We start from the raw sequence: 19,862 nt of genomic DNA, 5'->3' as shown, positions 1-19,862 counted from the left end.
TTGCCCCCCAGCGCCGGCCAAATCTTTTCCATCAAGGATATCGTCATGAGCTTCTCACAGCGGCTGAGCGCCGCCTATTACGCCGCGCTCCACCGCGACATTCGCGCACGGATGGCCGAAACCGGCGTCGACGTGCTGCTGCTCGATAGCAATGACGACGTCATCTATACGACGGGCTTTTCCCACTACACGACCGAGCGTCCGGTGGTGTTCGCGATGACGCAGCAGAATGCCTATCTCCTGGTGCCCGAACTCGAGCGCCACCACGCCACCGAGCAGCACACCGCCGCCGAACTCGTGGTCTATTTCGAATTTCCCGGCCGGGACCGCCCCTTTGCCGTTCTCGGCCGCACCCTAGGCGACATCAAGGGCGTCGTAGCTCATTCGCCCGGCATTTCGCTTGCCCGCGCGCCGCAGATCGAGGCCGCTTTCCCCAATGCCACGGTTCGCGCTTCGGGCATCGTCGGCCACATGCGCCTCGCCAAGCGCCCCGAAGAGCTAGTGCTGCAGCGCGAAGCAGCGCGCATCTCCGACTCCATGGTTAGCGCCGGCGTCGCCCTGATCGCCGAGGCCCTTCGCAACAACACGCAGATGCCGACCGAGATCGATATCGAGTCGCACATCATCCGCCATGCGCTCGACACCATGTATCGCGAGCACGAAGACATCATGCTGGTGCAGGGTACCGCCGGTGGCCTCGTTTATTCCGGCAAGCGTTCGGCATTCCCCCATGGCATGCCGTCGGGCCATCAGCCGCAGCGCGGCGAAAGCATGATCTTGTCGCTCGGCTGCCGGGTAGGGGGACGCGCGGCTGAAAGCGAGCGCACCTTCATTCTTGGCGAGCCCACCAAAGAACAGGAATGGTTTTACACCACCGCCCAGCAGGCACAGGAAATTGGCACCGCCGGCCTCGTCGCCGGAGCCACCTGCGCCTCGGCCGATGATCGCGCCCTCGATTTCATCCGCGACGCCGGCATGGGTCCCTACTGCCTCCATCGCGTCGGCCACGGCATGGGCGTCATGTTCCATGAACCGCCATGGGTCGAAGGCGGCGACGACACGATCCTCGTACCCGGCATGGTCTGCTCCTCCGAGCCCGCCCTTTATGTGCCCGGCCTCGGTGGCTTCCGCCTTGCCGATACCGTGCTCGTCACCCAGGACGGGCCGGAAAGCCTCACCCAGTTTCCGCGCAAGCTCGACGAGATCATCATTGCCTGATCCCCACCACCTTCTCGAGGGACCGCCATGCTAGCCTATGTCGTTCGCCGGCTGTTGCTGCTGATCCCCATGGCCATCGGCATGGTCGTGGTCACCTTTGGCCTGCTGCTGCTGATCCCCGGCGATCCTGCTGCGGTGCTGCTCGGCCAGGACGCGACGCCGGAGGCCATCACCAATCTGCGCAATACGCTGAGGCTCAACGATCCCTGGTTCATCCGCCTCTGGGACTATTTCGCTGCGCTCCTGCAAGGCGACATGGGCCGTTCGATCTTCCAGAACCAGCCGGTCGCCACAATTATTGCCGGCCGTCTAGGCGCGACGATCGAACTTGCCGTGGTTGCGTTGATCCTTGCGACCCTCATCGGGCTGACCCTCGGCGTTCTCGCGGCCATCCGGCAGGGGTCGTGGATCGATACGATCACCATGCTTTTTGCGCAGATCGGCGTTTCCATGCCGGTTTACTGGCTGGGCCTGCTGCTGATGCTGCTCTTCGCGGTACAGCTGGGTTGGCTGCCGGCCATCGGACGCGGCGTCCCGCTGCATGAGGCACTGTTTGCCGCCCTGACCGGTCGCCCGCAGGTCTTGTGGGACTCGCTGACCCATATGGCCCTCCCGGCGCTGGCGCTTGCCGCCAACTCGGCCGCCATCATCTCCCGCCTCGTGCGCGCCTCCATGCTCGAAGTGCTGCGCGAGGACTTCGTCCGCACCGCCTATGCCAAGGGTCTGCGCAAGGGCCGGGTGGTGGTGCGCCACGCGCTGCGCAATGCGCTGCTGCCGGTCTTGAGCGTCATCGGCCTGCGCTTCGGCGCGCTTTTGGGTGGCGCGGTAATCACCGAATCCATCTTTGCCTGGCCCGGCCTCGGCCAGCTGACGATCGCCGCCATTTCGCAGCGCGACCTGCCGCTGATCCAGGGCATCGTTTTGACCTTCGCCATCGTCTACGCCCTGGTCAATCTGGTGGTCGACCTTCTTTACGCCGCGGTCGATCCGCGCATCCGGCTCGGGTGATCCTCATGCAGCTCCCAAAAGCGCTCCGCAACACCTCGTTGGTCCTTGGCCTTTTCATCACGCTCGCCATCATCTTCTGCGCCGTTTTCGCGCCCTATGTCGCCACCCATGGCGTCGAGCAGATGGATATGCGCAACCGCTTCGAAGGCCCGACCTTGGAGCACATTCTCGGCACCGACAATTTCGGTCGCGACCTCTGGTCCCGCCTCGTTTTCGGTGCCCGCATTTCGTTAACCATCGCCGTCATTTCGGTCGTTTGCTCGGCCCTAATCGGCACCGTGGTCGGTCTCGCCGCTGGCTATTTCGGCGGTTGGGTCGACCAGCTGCTGATGCGCATCACTGATGTCTTCCTCGGCTTTCCGGCCATCGTGCTTGCCCTGGCCATCGTCGCTGTGCTCGGGCCGGGCGTGCTCAACGTGTCCTTTGCCATCATTGTCGTGGCCTGGACCGAATATGCCCGTGTCGTGCGCTCCACCACCTTGGTGCTGCGCGAGCAGAATTATGTGCAGGCCGCACGCGCCCTGGGCGCTAGTCCGTTGCGCATCCTGTTCCGCGAAATTCTGCCCAATGCCCTGGGCCCGATCATCGTTCTGGCCTCGCTCGGTCTGGGCACGGCTATCATCTCGGAGTCGGCCCTGAGCTTTCTCGGCTTCGGCCTGCCGCCGCCGACCCCGACCTGGGGCTGGACCCTGGCCTATGGCACCAAGTTCATGCGCGACGCGCCGTGGCTTTCCATCATTTCGGGCGCGACCATCATGATCACCGTGCTCGGCTTCAATCTCCTGGGCGACGGGCTCAGGGACGTTCTCGATCCACGCCAGCTTTCACGCGGCGGGGCCAAGGCCTCCAAGGCCAAATAACACCAAGGAATATTCGCATGGTCAAAACCATCAACCAGCTCCGTCCCAAGTTCACCACCAATGCCGATGGCAGCGATGCGGTGCTCTTCATCCACGAGCTGGTCGGCGAGGAACCGGGCCCGACCGTCGGCATCTCGGCCTCCATCCATGGCAATGAAAATACCGGTTCGCAGGCCATCCTCGAGCTCTTCCACATCCTCAAGGACATGCCGCTCAAGGGTCGCATCCTGCTGCTGCCGGTGGCCAACCCGTCCGCCTTCGCCGTCAACGAGCGCTATGCGACCATCGACAAGGTCGACCTCAATCGCCAGTTTCCCGGCAACCCCAAGGGCACCTATAGCCAGCAGCTCGCCCATGCCCTGACCGAGCAGTATCTCAACGTCATCGATATCCACATCGATCTGCACAGCGGCACCGATCGGCCGACCGTCGACTATGTCTACATCTGGAACGACGAAGAACTGTCGCGCGCCTTCGGCTCTAAGGTGCTGTACCGTCCGGTCGAGAACAAGCAGGGCACCGTTTTCGGTGGCACCACCAAGTCGGTGACCATCGATACCCGCAACATTCCGGTCGCCGTCATCGAGCTCGGCGGCGGCATCGTCGACCAGACCCCCTATATCAAGCGCACGGTCGACGGCGTGCTCAATATGCTTCGCAGCAAGGGCGTCATCCCGGGTGAAGTCACGCCCAATCCCAAGCAGATCGTCGTCACCGAGCTGGCAGGTATTCGACCCACCCAGGGCGGTTTCATCGAAACGCTGGCTCCCGCAAACGGGGAAACCATCACCGGCGATCAACTGCTCGGCCGCGTCGTCAGCCCTTACAATTTCGAAGTGCTCGAAGAGATCAAGACCCCGTTCGCGAACGGCATCATGATCATGCAGCACCTCACCCGCAACGTCGTCCAGAGCGGCGACTATGCCTACATGGTCGGCAATCTCGACGGCGCCACCGACTGAACGGGCACCAGGACAAGGAGACAATAGCGATGAACGCCATTGTACAAAACGATCAGGCTCCCGTGCTGCAGGTCACCGATCTTGAGATCGAGATCAATGGCGGCCAGGGAAGCTTTGCTGTTGTCTCCGAAATGAACCTTCATGTGCGTGCGGGCGAAACGCTCTGCATCGTGGGGGAAAGCGGTTGCGGCAAGTCCATGACCGCGCTTGCGCTGCTGCGCCTCCTTCCGGATGCGGCTAAGGTGGCTTCTGGCAAGATCCTCATCGATGGCCAGGACTTTATGGCCATGAGCGAGCGGCAGGTCGAAGATTATCGCGGCGAAAAGATCGCCATGATCTTCCAGGAGCCGCTAACGGCGCTCAATCCCGTGCTGCGCATCGGCGAACAGATTGCCGAAGCCGTCCGCCAGCACCGCAAATGCTCTCGCAAGGAAGCCCACGCCAAGGCGGTCGAGACGCTGCAGCTGGTGCAGATGCCGGACCCCGAGCGCCGCGCCGGGCAGTTCCCGCACGAACTTTCGGGCGGCATGCGGCAGCGCGCCATGATCGCTTTGGCGCTGGCCTGCGATCCCAAGATCATCATCGCCGACGAGCCGACCACCGCTCTCGACGTTACCATCCAGGCCCAAATCCTTGGCTTGATTTCGGACCTGCAAAAGCGCCTCGGTACGGCGCAAATCCTCATCACCCACGATCTGGGCGTCGTCTCCGAGGTCGCCGATCGGGTGATCGTCATGTATGCCGGCCGCAAGGTTGAAGAGGCCAGCATCTTCGACCTCTTCGACCGGCCCTTCCACCCCTATACGATCGGCCTCATGGGTGCGGTGCCGCAGGGCGGCGCCTCGAGCCAGGCCGGCGATCGCCTCGCCGATATTTCCGGCACCGTGCCGCCGCTCTGGGACCTGCCGAAGGGCTGCGCCTTCGCGCCAAGATGCCCGGGTGCCTCGGCCCGCTGCCTCGAGGAGCGCCCGCCGTTCCAGGAAAAACGCCCCGGCCACTGGGCCGCTTGCTGGGAGCACGACAATGCAGCCTGACGCCACGCCGCTCCTCAGCGTCGACAATCTCGAAGTCCATTTCCCCATTCGCGCCGGTGTATTGCAGCGCCAGGTCGGCGCCGTCAAAGCTGTCGATGGCGTGAGTTTTTCGCTCAATCGCGGCGAAACGCTGAGCCTTGTGGGCGAGAGCGGCTGCGGCAAGTCGACGACCGGCCTGGCGCTGATGGGGTTGGTCAAGCCAACCGGCGGGACGGTCAATTTCGATGGACAAGAGATCCGGGGCTTCAACCGCTCGGCGCTGAAAAGCTATCGCCGCCGCATGCAGATCGTTTTCCAGGACCCGTTCTCGTCGCTCAACCCCCGTCAGCGCGTGAAAGACATCATTCGCGCGCCGCTCGATATCCACAAGGTGGGCACCAAGGCCGAGCGTGACGATCGCGTCGCCGAGCTGATGCAGCGCGTGGGCCTGCGCCCCGACCAGGCCGACAATTTTGCGCACCAGTTTTCCGGCGGCCAGCGCCAGCGCATTGGGATCGCGCGGGCCCTAGCGCTCAACCCCGATGTCATCGTCTGCGACGAGCCGGTTTCGGCGCTCGACGTGTCGGTGCAGGCGCAGATCCTCAATCTCTTGAGCGATCTGCAGCGTGACCTCGGCGTCTCGTTTCTCTCCATCTCGCATGACCTTGGCGTGGTCGAATTCATCTCGCATCGCGTCGCCGTCATGTATCTGGGCAAAATCGTCGAGATCGCGCCCAAGACGCTGATCTTCGGGCACCCAACCCATCCCTATACCGAGCTCTTGATGCGCTCGGCGCCCTCGCACGATCCGCGCAAGCGCCATCAATTCAGCGCCACCAACGATGATATCCCGAGCGCCACGCGCAAACCCTCCGGTTGCCCGTTCCACACGCGCTGCCCCCTGGCCACCGAAGTGTGCAAGACGGTTGAGCCGGCATTGACGGCGCGGCCGGAAGGGCAATTGGTGGCGTGCCACCACCGCTAGGTTTGGAGAACTTTTGATGACGACCAGCACTCTATTTACCGGCGGCCGCGTGCTTGACGCAGAGCAGGGCACTCTGGCCGACGGCCTCGATGTGCTGGTGACCGGCGACCGGATCGTGGCCGTTGGGGAAAACATCGCGGCCCCCGCCGGTGCCACGACCATCGATGTTGGCGGCCGCACGATCATGCCCGGTCTCATCGACTGTCACGTTCACGTCGTTGCCGAAACGCTCGACCTTTGGGGCAACATGACGGCGCCCGCTTCGCTCGCGGCCCTGCGCTCGGCGCGGGTGATGAACGAGGCGCTGCTCCGCGGCTTTACCACGCTGCGCGACCTGGGTGGCGCCGATTACGGCCTGGTGCGCGCCGTCAACGAGGGCGTGATCACCGGCCCGCGTATCGTCATCTGCGGCAAGGGCCTGACCACGACCGGCGGCCATGCCGACCTGCGCTCGCGCACCGATGACCGGCCGGGCATCTTCTCGGACCGTTTGGGCTCAATGGGCCTCATCGTCGATGGCGTCGACAATGTCCGCGCCGCCTGCCGCACGATGATCAAGGAAGGCGCCAATTTCATCAAGGTCATGGCCAATGGCGGCGTGTCGTCGCCCAACGATCCCATCCATTCGATCCAGTATTCGCGCGAGGAAATTCTCGCCATGGTGGAAGAGGCCGAAAACGCCGGGCTCTATGTCGCCGCCCATGTCTATACCGACAAGGCCATCCGCCGCTGCGTCGAGCTGGGCGTCCATTCCCTCGAACATTGCAACCTGATCGAGCCGGAAACGGCAAAGCTTGCTGCCGAAAAGGGCTGCATCGCGGTGCCGACGCTTGTCGCCTATGACGCGCTGGCGCTCGAGGGCGAGGCGCTGGGTCTGGGCGCTGCCGAGTTTGCCAAGATCGACGTCGTCCGCAGCGGCGGCCTGCGCTCGCTCGAGATCATGCGCGATGCCGGACTGCCGATGGCCTTCGGCTCAGACCTCTTGGGCCAATTGCGCAAGTATCACTGCATGGAATTCGAGCTCCTTGCCAAGGTGCTCACCAATGCCGAAATCATCCGCTCTGCCACGACCATCGGCGCGCGGCTGTGCCAGCTCGAAGGCGAGGCTGGCGTCATTGCCGCCAACGCCTCCGCCGACCTTCTCGTGGTCGATGGCGACCCGTTCGAGGACATCTCCGTGCTGCAGGGCGACGGCGCTCACATGGCCGCCATCATGACCCGCGGCCAGTTTGCCAAGAACCAGCTGCACTGATCTTCCGACCCGGTGAGACACCATGCTGCTTGGATTGTTCGCTCTGCTGGCCTGCCAGCTTGCCGGCGAGGTCATCGTTCGCGCCTTCGCCTGGCCCGTGCCGGGGCCGGTGATCGGCATCGTCCTGATGTTCGCCGTGCTGACCCTTCATGGTCATCTCCGAAAGCCTGAAGCGGCCGAGCAGGGTCCCATTGCCAAAGTCGCCGACACACTGCTGGCCAATCTAGGCCTCGTCTTCGTACCGGCCGGCGTCGGCATTTCCCAGCACCACAGCCTGATCCTCGACCACGGTCTTGCGCTGATTGTTGCCCTCGTGGTCTCGACCGTAATGACGCTGCTGGTGACGGTCGGCGTCTTCCGCCTCGTCAGCCGGTTGCAGTCCAGTCGCCGGGCATTGCCATGAATGCAGCAACGCCCTTCGACCTTTGGGTCTATCTCGCCGCCAGCCCACTGCTCTGGCTCACCTTAACCGTCGGCATCTTCGTGGGCGCCCAGCGGCTCGCAAAGGCCAGCGGCTTTCATGCCCTGGTCAATCCGGTGCTGATCACCATTGTCGCCGTCGTCATCGTGCTGCAGCTGACCGGCACACGCTATGACACCTATTTCGACGGCGCCCAGTTCATTCACTTCATCCTGGGTCCGGCCACAGTCGCGCTTGCCGTGCCGCTTTATCGCGCTCGTCAGCTTGTACGGGCAAAAGCCTTGCCGATCCTGGCGGCCCTCGCCATCGGGGCACCGTTCGCTATCGCCTCTGCCACGATGATCGCCTTTCTGCTCGGCGCCGGCCGCGAGATCATCCTCGCTCTCGTCCCCAAATCGGTGACCGCCGGTATTGCCGTTGGCATCGCGGGTGAAATCGGCGCCGAACCTGCCCTGACTGCCGTTCTCGTCATCGCTACGGGCATTCTGGGCGCGGTCATCGTCACGCCGCTCATGAACGCGCTCAAGATCACCGACTATGCAGCGCGGGGCTTTGCTGCGGGCCTCACCTCGCATGGCATTGGTACGGCACGCGCCTATCAAGTGAACCCAATCGCCGGGTCGTTCGCTGGCCTCGCCATGGCGCTCAACGGCGTCGTCACCGCGATCATCGTTCCGCTGGTTTACGGCCCTCTCGCGGGCGCGTGACCTGCGAAGGTCTACGAGCCGCCCTGACCCCGGTCACCTTTGACCGACTCCATGGACACATGGGTGCTGGTATGCGCCACATGGGGCAAGCTGCTGATCTTTTCGCCGAGCACTTCCCGGTACTCGGCAATGTCTTGCGTGCGCACCTTGAGGAGGTAGTCGAAACTCGACGCAATCATATGTGCCTGCTCGACTTCGGGAATTGCTCGTACCGCCTTGTTGAAAGCGCTCAACGCCGCCTTCCGAGTGTCGCTGAGCTTGACCTCCACAAAAGCAACATGCGGCCTGCCCAGGCGCTCGGGATCAATGATCGCCCTGTAGCCCAGAATATAGCCCGCCTGTTCCAGACGGGTGATACGCGCCTGGCAGGGCGTTTTGCTCAGGTTCACGCGCCGGCTGAGTTCAGCCACGCTGATCCGTCCATCGCGGGCAAGCTCGTTGAGGATACGTCTGTCAAGGAGGTCTAAAGTGTCGCTCTTGGTCATTTCGTAGGCTTTTGTCTTGTCGAGTGCTCCAACTCTAACCTGAGATGGCGTTCTCGGCGACAACTTCAGGCAAAACGTCTGTTCTGTTTCTGGCATTGCTGATGTGACCGTAGCGTCACGCCATGGAGCCTTCCCTTGTCCGACACCGCCTCCGCCCGCCGCGCCATTCGCGCGCAAAATCTTGCCGATGAGTCCAGCCTGGTGCGCCAGCTCATCGCTGACTGCGGCCTCTCCGAGGCCGATCGGGCTGCCATCTCCACCCACGCTGAAAAGCTGGTGGAAACGGTGCGGAGAGGCAATAGGCTGGGTTTGATGGAGTCCTTTCTGGCCGAGTATGGCCTGGCGACAGACGAAGGCGTGGCGCTGATGTCCCTGGCCGAGGCGCTGCTCCGCGTGCCCGACGCCCAAACAGTCGACGCTCTTATCCAGGACAAGGTGGGTGGTCTCGATTGGGAGAGCCATTTCGGTGGCTCATCCAGCGGGCTGGTCAATTTTTCTTCCTGGGCGCTGAACCTGACGGCAGACGTTCTGGGCGAGCCTGAAGTCGGTCCCAAGAACGCGCTGCATCGCGCCGTTGCGCGGCTGGGTGAGCCCGTCATTCGCGCCGCCGTGGCGCAGGCCATGCGCCTCCTCGGTAGCCAGTTCGTTTTCGGCCGCACCATCGACGAAGCCATTGCCAACGCGCGTAAGCCTGAAGCGCAGGGCTACCGTTATTCCTATGACATGCTGGGCGAGGCCGCGCGGACGTCCGAAGACGCCGCGCGTTACCTCGACGCCTATGCCTCGGCCATTGCCCGGTTGGCGCCCCATTGCACCGCGCCTTCCGTGCGCGACAATCCAGGCATTTCGATCAAGCTCTCGGCGCTGCATCCTCGCTATGAATTTGCTCAGCGCGATCGGGTCATGACCGAGCTGGTCGGGGCGACGCGGCAACTCGCTATCGCCGCAAAGAATGCCAATATGGGTTTCAACATCGATGCCGAAGAGGCCGACCGGCTCGATCTCTCGCTCGACATCATCGCCGAGGTTCTGGCGACGCCCGAACTGGCCGGCTGGGACGGCTTTGGCGTCGTGGTGCAGGCCTATGGCAAGCGCGTTCTGCCGCTGATCGACTCGCTGGAGGCAACTGCCAGCGCGCTCGGCCGCCGCATCATGGTGCGGCTGGTCAAGGGTGCCTATTGGGATGCCGAGATCAAGCGTGCGCAGGTCATGGGGCTGGATAATTATCCAGTCTTCACCCGCAAGGCTTCGACCGACATCAGCTATCTCGCTGCCGCGCGGCGCCTCTTCGCATCACCCAGCATCTATCCGCAATATGCCTCGCACAACGCGCATACTGCCGCCGCCGTTCTGCACCTGGCCAAGGAAGCCGGACGGGCGACCGATACATATGAGTTCCAGCGCCTCCACGGCATGGGCGAGCGGTTGCACGATGTATTGCGCACCACGGCGGGAACACGCACCCGGATCTACGCGCCGGTCGGAGCGCACAAGGACCTGCTGGCCTATCTGGTCCGGCGGCTGCTCGAAAATGGGGCGAACGGATCCTTCGTCTATCAAATCGCCGACGAGCACATCCCGGCCGCGGTCGTTGCTGAAGACCCGATCGGCAAGGTGTTGGCTTTGGGTGACAAGATCGCCAATACCGCAATCCCGGCACCTTCCGCGATCTTTGCACCCCGGCGCAATTCGGCAGGACTTGACCTGACCGATCCCGTGGCGTTCGGCGCAGTGCACGCGGCGCGAAACGCGTTCCAAACGGCGCAATGGCAAGCCCGGCCTTTGTTGGGCCGGCCTGCAGCGATAACCGGCGATCCTGTTCCGGTGACCAACCCGGCCCAACCCAGCGATCGGCTCGGCACAGTCATTAATGCCACCCCCAATGATGTGAAGCTGGCCATTGGCGCTGCTGTGACATCCGGCTGGGCACAAGTGCCGGTTGCCGATCGTGTAGCGCTGCTGCGTGCGACTGCTAATCTTTACGAGGCGAACCGAGCGGAGCTGTTTGCCCTCCTCGCACGCGAGGCCGGCAAGACTTGGGCCGACGCAGTGGCCGAAGTCCGCGAAGCTGTCGATTTCCTGCGCTATTATGCGGAGGAAGCGAAACGGCAGACCCTGGACGCGCCGCTCGGTGTTATCGTTGCAGTCTCACCGTGGAATTTCCCCTTGGCGATCTTCACGGGCCAGATTGCCGCGGCTCTCGTCGCAGGCAATGCCGTGCTCGCCAAGCCGGCGCCGCAGACGCCGCTGATCGCCACCCGCGCTGTGCAGTTGATGCATGAGGCGGGCATCGCACCCGATGCGGTGCAGCTCTTGCCCGGAGGTGGTGAAATCGGGGCGGCCCTGGTGTCCGATCCGGCAATCGCCGGCGTGGTCTTTACCGGCTCGCTGCCCACTGCGCACAGTATCGATCGAGCAATGGCGGCTAACCTCGCCCCCACCGCGCCGCTGATCGCCGAAACGGGTGGTCTCAATGCCATGATCGTCGACTCGACGGCACTGCCGGAGCAGGCAGTGCGCGATATCCTCGCCTCAGCGTTCCAGTCGGCGGGCCAGCGCTGTTCAGCCTTGCGGGTGCTCTATGTGCAGGAGGATGCAGCCGACCGCACCATCGAGATGCTGAAAGGCGCCATGGATGAGCTGCGCCTCGGCAATCCATGGGACCTCGCGACCGACATCGGCCCGGTTATTGACGAAGCAGCGCGGGCCAAGATTTCCGCTCATGTCGACAGCTATGCGCGTGCCGGCAAGTTGATCCATCGACTGGCAGGGCCGGGGGAGGGCACCTTCGTTGCCCCGGCCGTTCTGCGCATCACAGGCATCGAGGAACTGACCGAAGAAATCTTCGGGCCGGTGCTTCATGTCGCAACATTCAAGGCTGCCGAGCTTGACAAGGTCATCGCAGCAATCAACGGGAGCGGCTACGGGCTAACCTTCGGTCTGCACACACGCATTTCCTCTCGCGTGCGGCAGGTGTCCAAAAGCGTTCGCGCCGGCAATATCTATGTGAACCGCAATCAGATTGGCGCTGTCGTTGGCTCGCAGCCCTTCGGAGGCGAAGGCTTTTCAGGAACCGGACCGAAGGCTGGCGGACCGCATTATCTGCCGCGGTTTACCAGGATCTCGCACTGCGCCGACACGGCACCACTGACGCTTCCCGGCCCCACGGGAGAAAGCAACGTCTTGCAGATGAGTCCGCGCGGCACGCTTTTGTGCCTGGGGCCCGCGGTCGCAGATCAGCAAGCACAGGCCGCGATGGCAGCGCAGGTTGGAAGCAGGGCAATCATCGCCAGTCATGATCGCGGAGAGCTCGATGGCGACTTCGATGCCGTGGCCTATTTTGGGCATGGGGCGGGGCTCGGTACCGTACGTTCGCAGCTGGCCGCGCGGCCTGGTGCAATCGTGCCGCTACTGACCTCGGCCGACCAGACCGGCCTGCTCCTGCTGGAACGCCATGTTTGCATCGACACGACCGCAGCAGGCGGCAATGCCAGCTTGATGTCCCAAGCTGGCTAAGGTTGTGATCCGGAATGGTCTCTAACTGCGGGAAAGTAAGAATACTCGCCGCATGTCGATGGAGCTCTGCGCGTTGTAACCTCTGGAGAACAGCAGGCGAATAGATTGCCAGCAACTCTTATCGTGAGGTCACCATGCCCATACGCCGCCGTTCCCTTCTTCTCGGCCTTGCCGCCTTGCCGCTCATCGGCGGTCTTCTGCCAACATCAGCACAAGAAGCTCCGGTGGTTATCCCGGCGCCTGAGCAGGATCTCACCGAAACCGGGACGACTGCTGTTGCAGTTCTCGCCGGCGGCTGCTTCTGGGGTGTCCAGGGCGTCTTCCAGCGCGTCAAAGGCGTAAAAAGCGCCGTGTCGGGTTATTCCGGTGGCGAAGCGGACACCGCCACCTATGACCGCACGAGCCGGGGCGATACAGGTCATGCGGAGACGGTTGAAGTCACCTACGATCCTAGCCAAATCAGTTTCGGTGAGCTGTTGCAGATCTATTTCTCGGTGGCTCACAACCCGACCCAGCTGAATTACCAGGGTCCGGATCATGGCACTCAGTATCGTTCGACCATATTCGTCTCCAATCCGGACCAGGAGGCGGTAGCCAAGGCCTACATCGCACAGCTGGATGCGACGGGGCTTTTCGAAGGCCCGATCGTTACGACGCTGGAGCAGTTCAAGGCCTTCTATCCGGCCGAGCAGTACCACCAGGACTTTCTGACTCTTAATCCTGACTGGCCGTACATCGTGGTGCACGACCTGCCCAAGATTGCAGCCCTTGAGCAGATCTTCCCAGATCGATTCCAATCGGACCCTGTCCTGGTGGGAACCCTTCCGGCGGCATGACACCCGGGGCCGCAAGCCAAGCTTGCGGCCTGTTTCTTTGGTAGTCGAGTCCTGGCGAAACCGACTCGCCCTATGGCTGACCCTCTGGAAATCCCCCAGATCAACCCACCAAAGCCATGTTTCAGGCGGCATTTGTTTCAAAATGAACCAATTGCGGGACATTCCTGCAACAGGTACCCCCAAATGGTCATCGTGCATTAGCCGAACTGCCCAATTTGGCGTTTGACACTCTTGTCAGGCGCAGGTGCTTGAGGCATCTATCGGCTCGACTACGGTTAACTCTATTGGGAGTGCAAGCATGTTTGTACGTTCTTTGGCTATCGGCGTTTCCGCCGCTGCTCTTATGGTTGGTGGCGCTCAGGCCGCTGACCTCATCATCCCGACCACCCCGCAGCCGATCATGGAATCGTACGGCTTCGATTGGGACGGTTTCTACGTCGGTGCTCGCGTTGGCGGCCAGTTCAAGGATGGCGGCACCACCTTCGGTAACGTCCTTACCGGTGGCGGCAACGTCACGAACGGCGTTATCGGCGCTGCTGCTGGTGTGAACTTCATCGTTGCTGACCCGTTCCTGATCGGCGCTGAAGTCACCGGCGACTACATCTGGGGCAACGGCGTCGACACCGGTGAGTTCTTCGCGAACCTCCGCGCTGGCGCAGTCGTCACCGACTCGGTTCTCGTTTATGCCCTCGGTGGTGTTGGCGTTCAGACCGGCAACAACGGTGTTGGTACCACTGGCCTCTACCAGCTCGGTGGTGGTGTTGAATTCGCAGTAACCGACGCTGTCACCGTTCGCGGTGAAGTTGTTGGCCAGGGCGACTTCAACAATGGCGGCGTTAACGACCGCTTCTTTGAAACCGCCAAGGCAACCGTCGGCGTTTTCTACCACTTCTAAGATTGCAGGGTGGCGAGTTAGCTCGCCACCAATTACTTGCAACCCAATGCGGCGGACCGAGCGATCGGTCCGCCGTTTTGGTTTTTGGCATGGTCAAGAGCGGTGTTCAGGTCTCTAAGAAGCAGCACATTCTTCGATCACGCCAGCTTGTTACATGATGTTTTCGCTCATGTTTTCTTTCCCTTGAAACAGCTCATGCTTAGGTCTAATCCGTTGCCCATCACCGCCGTGTCGGTTCGTATGCCCCAATTGCATCGATTCCCGCACGCCCATCGGCCGCTCTGGCCGTCTGAAAACTAGGCTGCCGCATGAACGATTTGCTCAGCGCTTACCTGCCGATTGTCCTCTTTATCGGCCTCGCTGCTGTTATCGCCCTGGCTTTGCTAGTGGCGCCGTTTCTGGTTTCCGTTAAGCGTCCCGATCCCGAAAAGGTTTCGGCCTTCGAAGCTGGGTTCGAGGCGTTCAGCGATGCCCGCATGAAGGTCGATGTCCGCTTCTACCTCGTCGCCATCCTCTTCATCATCTTCGATCTTGAAGTCGCATTCCTGTTCCCTTGGGCTGTCGCTTTCCGGGATGTGGGCTGGTTCGGCTTCTGGTCGATGATGATCTTCCTCGGCGTGCTGACCATCGGCTTTATCTATGAATGGCGTAAGGGAGCTCTCGAATGGGATTGAGCACCGCTTCTTCAACTATGGTCACGCCGCGCCCTACCGGCGCGCTTGATCCTGCAACCGGCAAGCCGGTTGGGGCCGATGATCCGTTCTTCACCGGCGTCAACAATGAGCTTGCCGACAAAGGCTTCATGGTCACGACCGTGGCGCAGCTCATAACCTGGGCACGCACCGGCTCGCTGATGTGGATGCAGACGGGCTTGGCCTGTTGCGCTGTCGAAATGATGCAGATGTCGATGCCGCGCTACGACGTCGAGCGCTTCGGTGCCGCGCCGCGTGCTTCACCGCGCCAGTCCGACGTTCTGATCGTGGCCGGCACGCTGACCAACAAGATGGCGCCTGCTCTGCGCAAGGTCTACGACCAGATGCCCGAGCCGCGCTACGTCATCTCTATGGGCTCCTGCGCCAATGGCGGCGGCTATTACCACTATTCCTATTCCGTCGTTCGCGGTTGCGACCGCGTGCTGCCGGTGGACGTCTATGTCCCGGGCTGCCCGCCGACCGCTGAAGCGCTTCTTTACGGCATTCTGTTGCTGCAAAAGAAGATCCGCCGCGACGGCACCATTGAGCGCTAGGGCAGGGACATGGATCAGGCCACAGTTCTGGACCGCCTCACCGCACTGGGCGAGCATATCACCACCAATCTGGGTAGCGCCGTCACTGATTTCGAGGTGGCCTTCGGTGACCTCACGATCAACATCGAGCGCGACTCGATTGCCGAGGTCGCCCGCTTCCTGCGGGACGATCCGCAGTGCCGCTTCATCGCCTTCCTCGATGTTTGCGGTGCTGACTATCCGGCGCGCGAGTTCCGCTTCGACGTCGTCTACCATTTCCTGAGCCCGCACTTGAACCAGCGCGTTCGCGTCAAGCTTCAGGCCGATGACGAGACGCCGGTTCCATCGATTTGCGACATCTATCCCGGCGCCAACTGGTTCGAGCGCGAAGTCTACGACCTTTTCGGCGTGCTGTTTTCGGGTCATCCCGATCTGCGCCGGATTCTCACCGACTACGGCTTTGACGGGCATCCGCTGCGCAAGGACTTCCCGATGACCGGCTTTGTCGAAGTTCGCTACGACGAAGAGCGCCGGCGCGTGGTCTACGAGCCCGTCGCGCTAGCCCAGGAATTCCGCTCTTTCGATTACCTGTCGCCTTGGGAAGGTACGGACTACGTGCTGCCGGGTGACGAGAAGGCTAAGAACTGATGGCTGAAGTCGACGTTCGCAACTTCACTCTCAATTTCGGCCCCGTGCACCCTTCGGCGCACGGCGTGCTGCGCATGATCCTTGAACTGGATGGCGAGCTTGTCGAGCGCGTCGATCCGCATATTGGCCTGCTGCATCGCGGCACCGAGAAGCTGATCGAAGCCAAGACTTATCTCCAGGGCCTGCCATATTTCGACCGTCTCGATTACGTGGCGCCGATGAATCAGGAACATGCCTATGCGATCGCTATCGAGCGCATGCTGGGCATCGAGGTGCCGCGCCGTGCACAGTTGATCCGCGTGCTTTACGCCGAGATCGGGCGCCTTCTGGCACACCTGATGAACGTCACCACCCAGGCCATGGACATCGGCGCGCTGACGCCCCCGCTTTGGGGTTTCGAGCAGCGCGAAAAGCTCATGGTGTTCTACGAGCGCGCGTCCGGCGCCCGCATGCACGCGGCCTACTTCCGTCCCGGTGGCGTCCATCAGGACCTGCCGCAGGCGCTTGTCGACGACATCGAGTCGTTCTGCCACCAGTTTCCCAAAGCACTGGACGACATCGACCAGTTGCTGACCGGCAATCGCATTTTCAAGCAGCGCAATGTCGATATTGGCGTCGTGCCGCTCGAAGAAGCCTGGGGCAGGGGGTTCTCCGGCGTCATGGTGCGCGCATCGGGCGCTGCCTGGGACTTGAGAAAATCGCAGCCCTACGACGCTTATGCCGAAATGGAATTTGACATTCCGACCGGCAAGAACGGCGACTGTTATGATCGCTACCTGGTCCGCATGGAAGAAATGCGCCAGGCCAACGAAATCATGAAGCAGTGCGTCGCCAAGCTCAACGCACCAGACGGCAAGGGCCCGATCGCGACGCTCGACGGCAAGGTCGCTCCGCCCAAGCGCGGTGAGATGAAGCAGTCGATGGAAGCGCTGATCCATCACTTCAAGCTTTACACCGAAGGCTTCAAGGTCCCGGCCGGCGAGATTTATGCCGCCGTGGAAGCGCCCAAGGGTGAGTTCGGCGTCTATCTCGTGTCCGATGGCACCAACAAACCCTATCGCTGCCATATCCGTGCGCCGGGCTTTGCCCATCTCAGCGCCATGGACCACCTGTGCAAGGGGCACATGCTGGCCGACGTCACTGCGATCCTCGGATCGATCGATATTGTGTTCGGAGAGGTTGATCGCTGATGACTGTGCGACGCCTTGCAGACGAGTCGGTGCAGCCGGCAAGTTTCGCTTTTTCTGCAGAAAACGCCGCTTGGGCCGAAAAGCGCATCGGGCTTTATCCGGCTGGCCGGCAGCAATCCGCCGTGATCCCGCTGCTCATGCGCGCGCAGGATCAGGACGGCTGGGTGACCCGCGCGACCATTGAAAAGGTCGCCGAAATGCTCGGCATGCCCTATATCCGCGTGCTGGAAGTGGCGACCTTCTATACGCAGTTCCAACTGCAGCCGGTGGGCACGCGCGCCCACGTCCAGGTTTGCGGCACGACGCCCTGCATGCTGCGCGGCGCCGAAGACCTGATCAACGTCTGCCGCAGCAAGATCCACCATGATCCGCACCATCTCAATGAAGATGGCACGCTGTCCTGGGAAGAAGTCGAATGTGCCGGCGCTTGCGTTAACGCACCCATGGTTGCGATCTTCCACGACACTTATGAAGACCTGACGCCGGCCCGCCTCGAAGAAATCATCGATGCTTTCCACGCCGGCAACGGCGCCAGCATCAAGCCGGGTCCGCAGATCGACCGCCAATTCTCGGGTCCCGAGGGCGGCGAGACGACGCTGCTGGAAACACCGACCGCAACGCGCGAGAAGTTCGTGCCGCCAGCGCCCCCGGAAGCTCCCGCTGCACCGGCCGCTGCTCCTGCGGCTCCTGCAGCGCCCGCTGCTCCGCAGGCGCCAACCAATGCTGCAAAGCCCCGCGATGTGGCCGAGGAGAACGCTCCCGCGATCAAGGGCACGCCTGCCGACGCCAAGGTCAGCCAGGCCAAGGCTGAAAGCGCACGTGCAGCCGCGGGCAACGCCGCCAAGGCTGATGGCACGCCCAACACGGCCATGCGTGAAGGCTCCACCGGTGCCGAGTCCGATGCCTCCAAGGTCGACGGTGGCAAGGCTGTCGGCAAGGAGCAGGCGACGTCTCCTGCCGCTGAGGGGACCTCGACGTCGCCCGAACCGGTAAAGCCCGAGATCGTTGCGCCGGAGGCCAATCCCAAGGAAGTCAGCCCCACCGCCGACAAGGGTGCGGTTGCGCCGATTTTCGAGCGTCCGGAGGGCGCCGCTGACAATCTCAAGCTCATCTCTGGCGTCGGTCCGGTGATCGAAGCCAAGCTCAACGCCCTGGGCGTCACCCGCTATGACCAGATCGCCAAATTCGGTGCGGAAGACCTCACGCGTCTCGACACCGCGCTCAACTTCCGCGGTCGCGTTTCGCGTGACAACTGGGTCGGCCAGGCCGAGGCGCTGGCGCGTGGCGGCATCGAAGAACATCGCCGCCTATTCGGGAAGGATCCCCGCTGATGCTTGCTGACAAGGATCGCATCTTCACCAACCTCTACGGCCGGCACGACTGGACGCTGGCTGGCGCGCGGCAACGCGGCGCCTGGGCTGGCACCAAGGAGTTCATCGACTCCGGACGCGACTGGATCACCAACGAGGTCAAGGCCTCGGGCCTGCGTGGCCGCGGCGGCGCCGGTTTCCCGACCGCGCTCAAGTGGACCTTCATGCCCAAGGTCAGCGATGGCCGTCCGCACTATCTGTTGGTCAATGCCGACGAGTCCGAGCCCGGCACGTGCAAGGATCGCGAGATCATGCGCCACGACCCGCACCATCTGGTCGAGGGCTGCCTTCTGGCCGCGCGCGCCATGGATGCGCATCTGGCCTTCATCTATGTGCGTGGCGAATTCATCCGTGAGCGCCAGCATCTCGAGCATGCTGTTCAGGAAGCTTACGACGCCAAGCTGATCGGCAAGGACAATATTCACGGCTGGGACCTGGACATCATCGTCCACCATGGTGCTGGCGCCTATATCTGCGGCGAAGAAACCGCGCAGATGGAGTCGCTTGAAGGCAAGAAGGGTCAGCCGCGCCTCAAGCCGCCATTCCCCGCCGGCATGGGCGTTTATGGCAATCCGACCACCGTCAACAACGTTGAGTCGATCGCCGTTGTGCCGGAAATCCTGCGCCGCTCCGGCGCCTGGTTTGCCTCCATCGGCCGCGCCAACAATACTGGCACCAAGCTCATGTGCGTCTCCGGCCACGTCAATCGCCCGGCGACCTTTGAAGAAGCCATGGGCGAAAGCTTCAAGGACATCATCGATAAGCATTGCGGCGGCGTGCGCGGCGGCTGGGATAACCTCCTTGCCGTGATCCCAGGCGGTTCGTCGGTGCCTTGCGTGCCGGGCGAAAGGATCCAGAACGCGGTCTATGATTTCGACGGCCTTCGCGAAGTCGGCTCTTCGATGGGCACCGCGGCGATCATCGTCATGGACAAGTCCACCGACATCATCAAGGCCATCTGGCGCCTGTCGGCCTTCTACAAGCACGAAAGCTGCGGCCAGTGCACGCCGTGCCGCGAAGGCACCGGCTGGATGATGCGCGTCATGGAGCGCATGGTCGAAGGCCGTGCCCAGAAGCGCGAAATCGACATGCTGTTTGAAGTGACCAAACAGATCGAAGGCCACACCATCTGCGCCCTCGGCGACGCTGCGGCATGGCCGATCCAGGGCCTGATCCGCAACTTCCGCCACGTCATCGAACAGCGGATCGACCAGTATACATATTCGTCCACCAGCGACGGCGCCGTGCCGTCGATCGCTGCGGAGTAGGCT

19 protein-coding genes are annotated in these 19,862 nt (G+C 62.4%); 18 read left to right on the top strand and 1 reads right to left on the bottom strand.

The window, feature by feature from the left end; genetic code table 11:
* Positions 1–45 precede the first annotated feature (45 nt).
* Genes JI748_RS06985 through JI748_RS06945 form a run of 9 tightly spaced genes read left to right on the top strand, consistent with a single transcriptional unit; the run spans position 46 to position 8,426 of the window.
* Entirely contained in the window at positions 46–1,218 is a 1,173-nt protein-coding gene (locus JI748_RS06985) for a M24 family metallopeptidase (RefSeq protein WP_201636312.1), read from the top strand.
* Positions 1,219–1,245: 27 nt separating this feature from the next.
* Positions 1,246–2,226: an ABC transporter permease gene (locus JI748_RS06980; RefSeq protein WP_201636310.1), complete on the top strand. Its 981-nt coding sequence runs from the start codon at positions 1,246–1,248 to the stop codon at positions 2,224–2,226.
* Positions 2,227–2,231: 5 nt separating this feature from the next.
* Complete coding sequence (locus JI748_RS06975; RefSeq protein WP_201636308.1) at positions 2,232–3,086, top strand: ABC transporter permease; 855 nt, start codon at positions 2,232–2,234, stop codon at positions 3,084–3,086.
* A 17-nt stretch (positions 3,087–3,103) separates the two neighbouring features.
* Positions 3,104–4,048: a succinylglutamate desuccinylase/aspartoacylase family protein gene (locus JI748_RS06970; protein WP_201636288.1), complete on the top strand. Its 945-nt coding sequence runs from the start codon at positions 3,104–3,106 to the stop codon at positions 4,046–4,048.
* A 29-nt stretch (positions 4,049–4,077) separates the two neighbouring features.
* Positions 4,078–5,082: an ABC transporter ATP-binding protein gene (locus JI748_RS06965; RefSeq protein WP_201636286.1), complete on the top strand. Its 1,005-nt coding sequence runs from the start codon at positions 4,078–4,080 to the stop codon at positions 5,080–5,082.
* Entirely contained in the window at positions 5,072–6,046 is a 975-nt protein-coding gene (locus JI748_RS06960) for an ABC transporter ATP-binding protein (protein ID WP_201636284.1), read from the top strand. Before JI748_RS06965 ends, JI748_RS06960 begins: the two co-directional genes overlap by 11 nt.
* A gap of 16 nt (positions 6,047–6,062) precedes the next feature.
* Positions 6,063–7,298, top strand: a complete 1,236-nt coding sequence (locus JI748_RS06955) for a metal-dependent hydrolase family protein (protein ID WP_201636282.1) — start codon at positions 6,063–6,065, stop codon at positions 7,296–7,298.
* A gap of 22 nt (positions 7,299–7,320) precedes the next feature.
* The gene (locus tag JI748_RS06950) at positions 7,321–7,701 is read left to right on the top strand and encodes a CidA/LrgA family protein (protein ID WP_201636280.1); all 381 of its coding nucleotides are present in this window, start codon (positions 7,321–7,323) and stop codon (positions 7,699–7,701) included.
* Positions 7,698–8,426 carry an LrgB family protein gene (locus JI748_RS06945; protein ID WP_201636278.1) on the top strand — a complete coding sequence of 243 codons (729 nt, stop codon included), beginning with the start codon at positions 7,698–7,700 and terminating at the stop codon, positions 8,424–8,426. The genes JI748_RS06950 and JI748_RS06945 overlap by 4 nt, the downstream gene beginning before the upstream one ends.
* A gap of 11 nt (positions 8,427–8,437) precedes the next feature.
* Here JI748_RS06945 and JI748_RS06940 read toward each other — a convergent pair whose 3' ends face one another.
* Positions 8,438–8,911: an Lrp/AsnC family transcriptional regulator gene (locus JI748_RS06940; protein WP_201636276.1), complete on the bottom strand. Its 474-nt coding sequence runs from the start codon at positions 8,909–8,911 to the stop codon at positions 8,438–8,440.
* A gap of 135 nt (positions 8,912–9,046) precedes the next feature.
* Between JI748_RS06940 and putA the strand changes: the two genes are divergently transcribed.
* The 9 genes from putA to nuoF all read left to right on the top strand — a co-directional run bounded on the left by putA (position 9,047) and on the right by nuoF (position 19,859).
* On the top strand, positions 9,047–12,427 hold the full coding sequence (gene putA / locus JI748_RS06935; RefSeq protein WP_201636274.1) for a bifunctional proline dehydrogenase/L-glutamate gamma-semialdehyde dehydrogenase PutA: 3,381 nt from the start codon (positions 9,047–9,049) through the stop codon (positions 12,425–12,427).
* A gap of 134 nt (positions 12,428–12,561) precedes the next feature.
* The gene (gene msrA / locus JI748_RS06930) at positions 12,562–13,263 is read left to right on the top strand and encodes a peptide-methionine (S)-S-oxide reductase MsrA (protein ID WP_201636272.1); all 702 of its coding nucleotides are present in this window, start codon (positions 12,562–12,564) and stop codon (positions 13,261–13,263) included.
* A gap of 298 nt (positions 13,264–13,561) precedes the next feature.
* Positions 13,562–14,158, top strand: a complete 597-nt coding sequence (locus tag JI748_RS06925) for an outer membrane protein (RefSeq protein WP_201636270.1) — start codon at positions 13,562–13,564, stop codon at positions 14,156–14,158.
* Between the two features lie 308 nt (positions 14,159–14,466).
* Positions 14,467–14,832 (top strand): NADH-quinone oxidoreductase subunit A, encoded by a 366-nt coding sequence (locus JI748_RS06920; protein WP_164533787.1) that lies wholly within the window; start codon positions 14,467–14,469, stop codon positions 14,830–14,832.
* A complete protein-coding gene (locus JI748_RS06915) occupies positions 14,823–15,404 on the top strand; it encodes a NuoB/complex I 20 kDa subunit family protein (RefSeq protein ID WP_201636268.1) in 582 nt (193 codons plus the stop codon). Before JI748_RS06920 ends, JI748_RS06915 begins: the two co-directional genes overlap by 10 nt.
* 9 nt (positions 15,405–15,413) lie before the next feature.
* Complete coding sequence (locus JI748_RS06910) at positions 15,414–16,031, top strand: NADH-quinone oxidoreductase subunit C (RefSeq protein WP_201636266.1); 618 nt, start codon at positions 15,414–15,416, stop codon at positions 16,029–16,031.
* A complete protein-coding gene (locus tag JI748_RS06905; protein WP_164533789.1) occupies positions 16,031–17,221 on the top strand; it encodes an NADH-quinone oxidoreductase subunit D in 1,191 nt (396 codons plus the stop codon). The genes JI748_RS06910 and JI748_RS06905 overlap by 1 nt, the downstream gene beginning before the upstream one ends.
* A complete protein-coding gene (gene nuoE, locus JI748_RS06900; RefSeq protein WP_201636264.1) occupies positions 17,221–18,552 on the top strand; it encodes an NADH-quinone oxidoreductase subunit NuoE in 1,332 nt (443 codons plus the stop codon). Before JI748_RS06905 ends, nuoE begins: the two co-directional genes overlap by 1 nt.
* On the top strand, positions 18,552–19,859 hold the full coding sequence (gene nuoF, locus JI748_RS06895; protein ID WP_201636262.1) for an NADH-quinone oxidoreductase subunit NuoF: 1,308 nt from the start codon (positions 18,552–18,554) through the stop codon (positions 19,857–19,859). The genes nuoE and nuoF overlap by 1 nt, the downstream gene beginning before the upstream one ends.
* Positions 19,860–19,862: the final 3 nt, after the last annotated feature.

Origin of the sequence: Devosia rhizoryzae (assembly GCF_016698665.1) — a bacterium.
GTDB classification, from domain to species: Bacteria; Pseudomonadota; Alphaproteobacteria; order Rhizobiales; family Devosiaceae; genus Devosia; species Devosia rhizoryzae.
This window is presented reverse-complemented; position numbering and strand designations above follow the sequence as displayed.

Bases quoted from the DNA above. Each gene is read 5' to 3' on its own strand.
- JI748_RS06910 (WP_201636266.1), top strand. From the start codon at position 15,414: ATGGATCAGGCCACAGTTCTGGACCGCCTCACCGCACTGGGCGAGCAT.
- msrA (WP_201636272.1), top strand. From the start codon at position 12,562: ATGCCCATACGCCGCCGTTCCCTTCTTCTCGGCCTTGCCGCCTTGCCG.
- JI748_RS06975 (WP_201636308.1), top strand. From the start codon at position 2,232: ATGCAGCTCCCAAAAGCGCTCCGCAACACCTCGTTGGTCCTTGGCCTT.
- JI748_RS06925 (WP_201636270.1), top strand. From the start codon at position 13,562: ATGTTTGTACGTTCTTTGGCTATCGGCGTTTCCGCCGCTGCTCTTATG.
- JI748_RS06955 (WP_201636282.1), top strand. From the start codon at position 6,063: ATGACGACCAGCACTCTATTTACCGGCGGCCGCGTGCTTGACGCAGAG.
- JI748_RS06950 (WP_201636280.1), top strand. From the start codon at position 7,321: ATGCTGCTTGGATTGTTCGCTCTGCTGGCCTGCCAGCTTGCCGGCGAG.
- JI748_RS06985 (WP_201636312.1), top strand. From the start codon at position 46: ATGAGCTTCTCACAGCGGCTGAGCGCCGCCTATTACGCCGCGCTCCAC.
- nuoE (WP_201636264.1), top strand. From the start codon at position 17,221: ATGACTGTGCGACGCCTTGCAGACGAGTCGGTGCAGCCGGCAAGTTTC.
- JI748_RS06965 (WP_201636286.1), top strand. From the start codon at position 4,078: ATGAACGCCATTGTACAAAACGATCAGGCTCCCGTGCTGCAGGTCACC.
- JI748_RS06915 (WP_201636268.1), top strand. From the start codon at position 14,823: ATGGGATTGAGCACCGCTTCTTCAACTATGGTCACGCCGCGCCCTACC.
- nuoF (WP_201636262.1), top strand. From the start codon at position 18,552: ATGCTTGCTGACAAGGATCGCATCTTCACCAACCTCTACGGCCGGCAC.
- JI748_RS06920 (WP_164533787.1), top strand. From the start codon at position 14,467: ATGAACGATTTGCTCAGCGCTTACCTGCCGATTGTCCTCTTTATCGGC.
- JI748_RS06940 (WP_201636276.1), bottom strand. From the start codon at position 8,911: ATGACCAAGAGCGACACTTTAGACCTCCTTGACAGACGTATCCTCAAC.
- JI748_RS06905 (WP_164533789.1), top strand. From the start codon at position 16,031: ATGGCTGAAGTCGACGTTCGCAACTTCACTCTCAATTTCGGCCCCGTG.
- JI748_RS06945 (WP_201636278.1), top strand. From the start codon at position 7,698: ATGAATGCAGCAACGCCCTTCGACCTTTGGGTCTATCTCGCCGCCAGC.
- JI748_RS06960 (WP_201636284.1), top strand. From the start codon at position 5,072: ATGCAGCCTGACGCCACGCCGCTCCTCAGCGTCGACAATCTCGAAGTC.
- JI748_RS06980 (WP_201636310.1), top strand. From the start codon at position 1,246: ATGCTAGCCTATGTCGTTCGCCGGCTGTTGCTGCTGATCCCCATGGCC.
- JI748_RS06970 (WP_201636288.1), top strand. From the start codon at position 3,104: ATGGTCAAAACCATCAACCAGCTCCGTCCCAAGTTCACCACCAATGCC.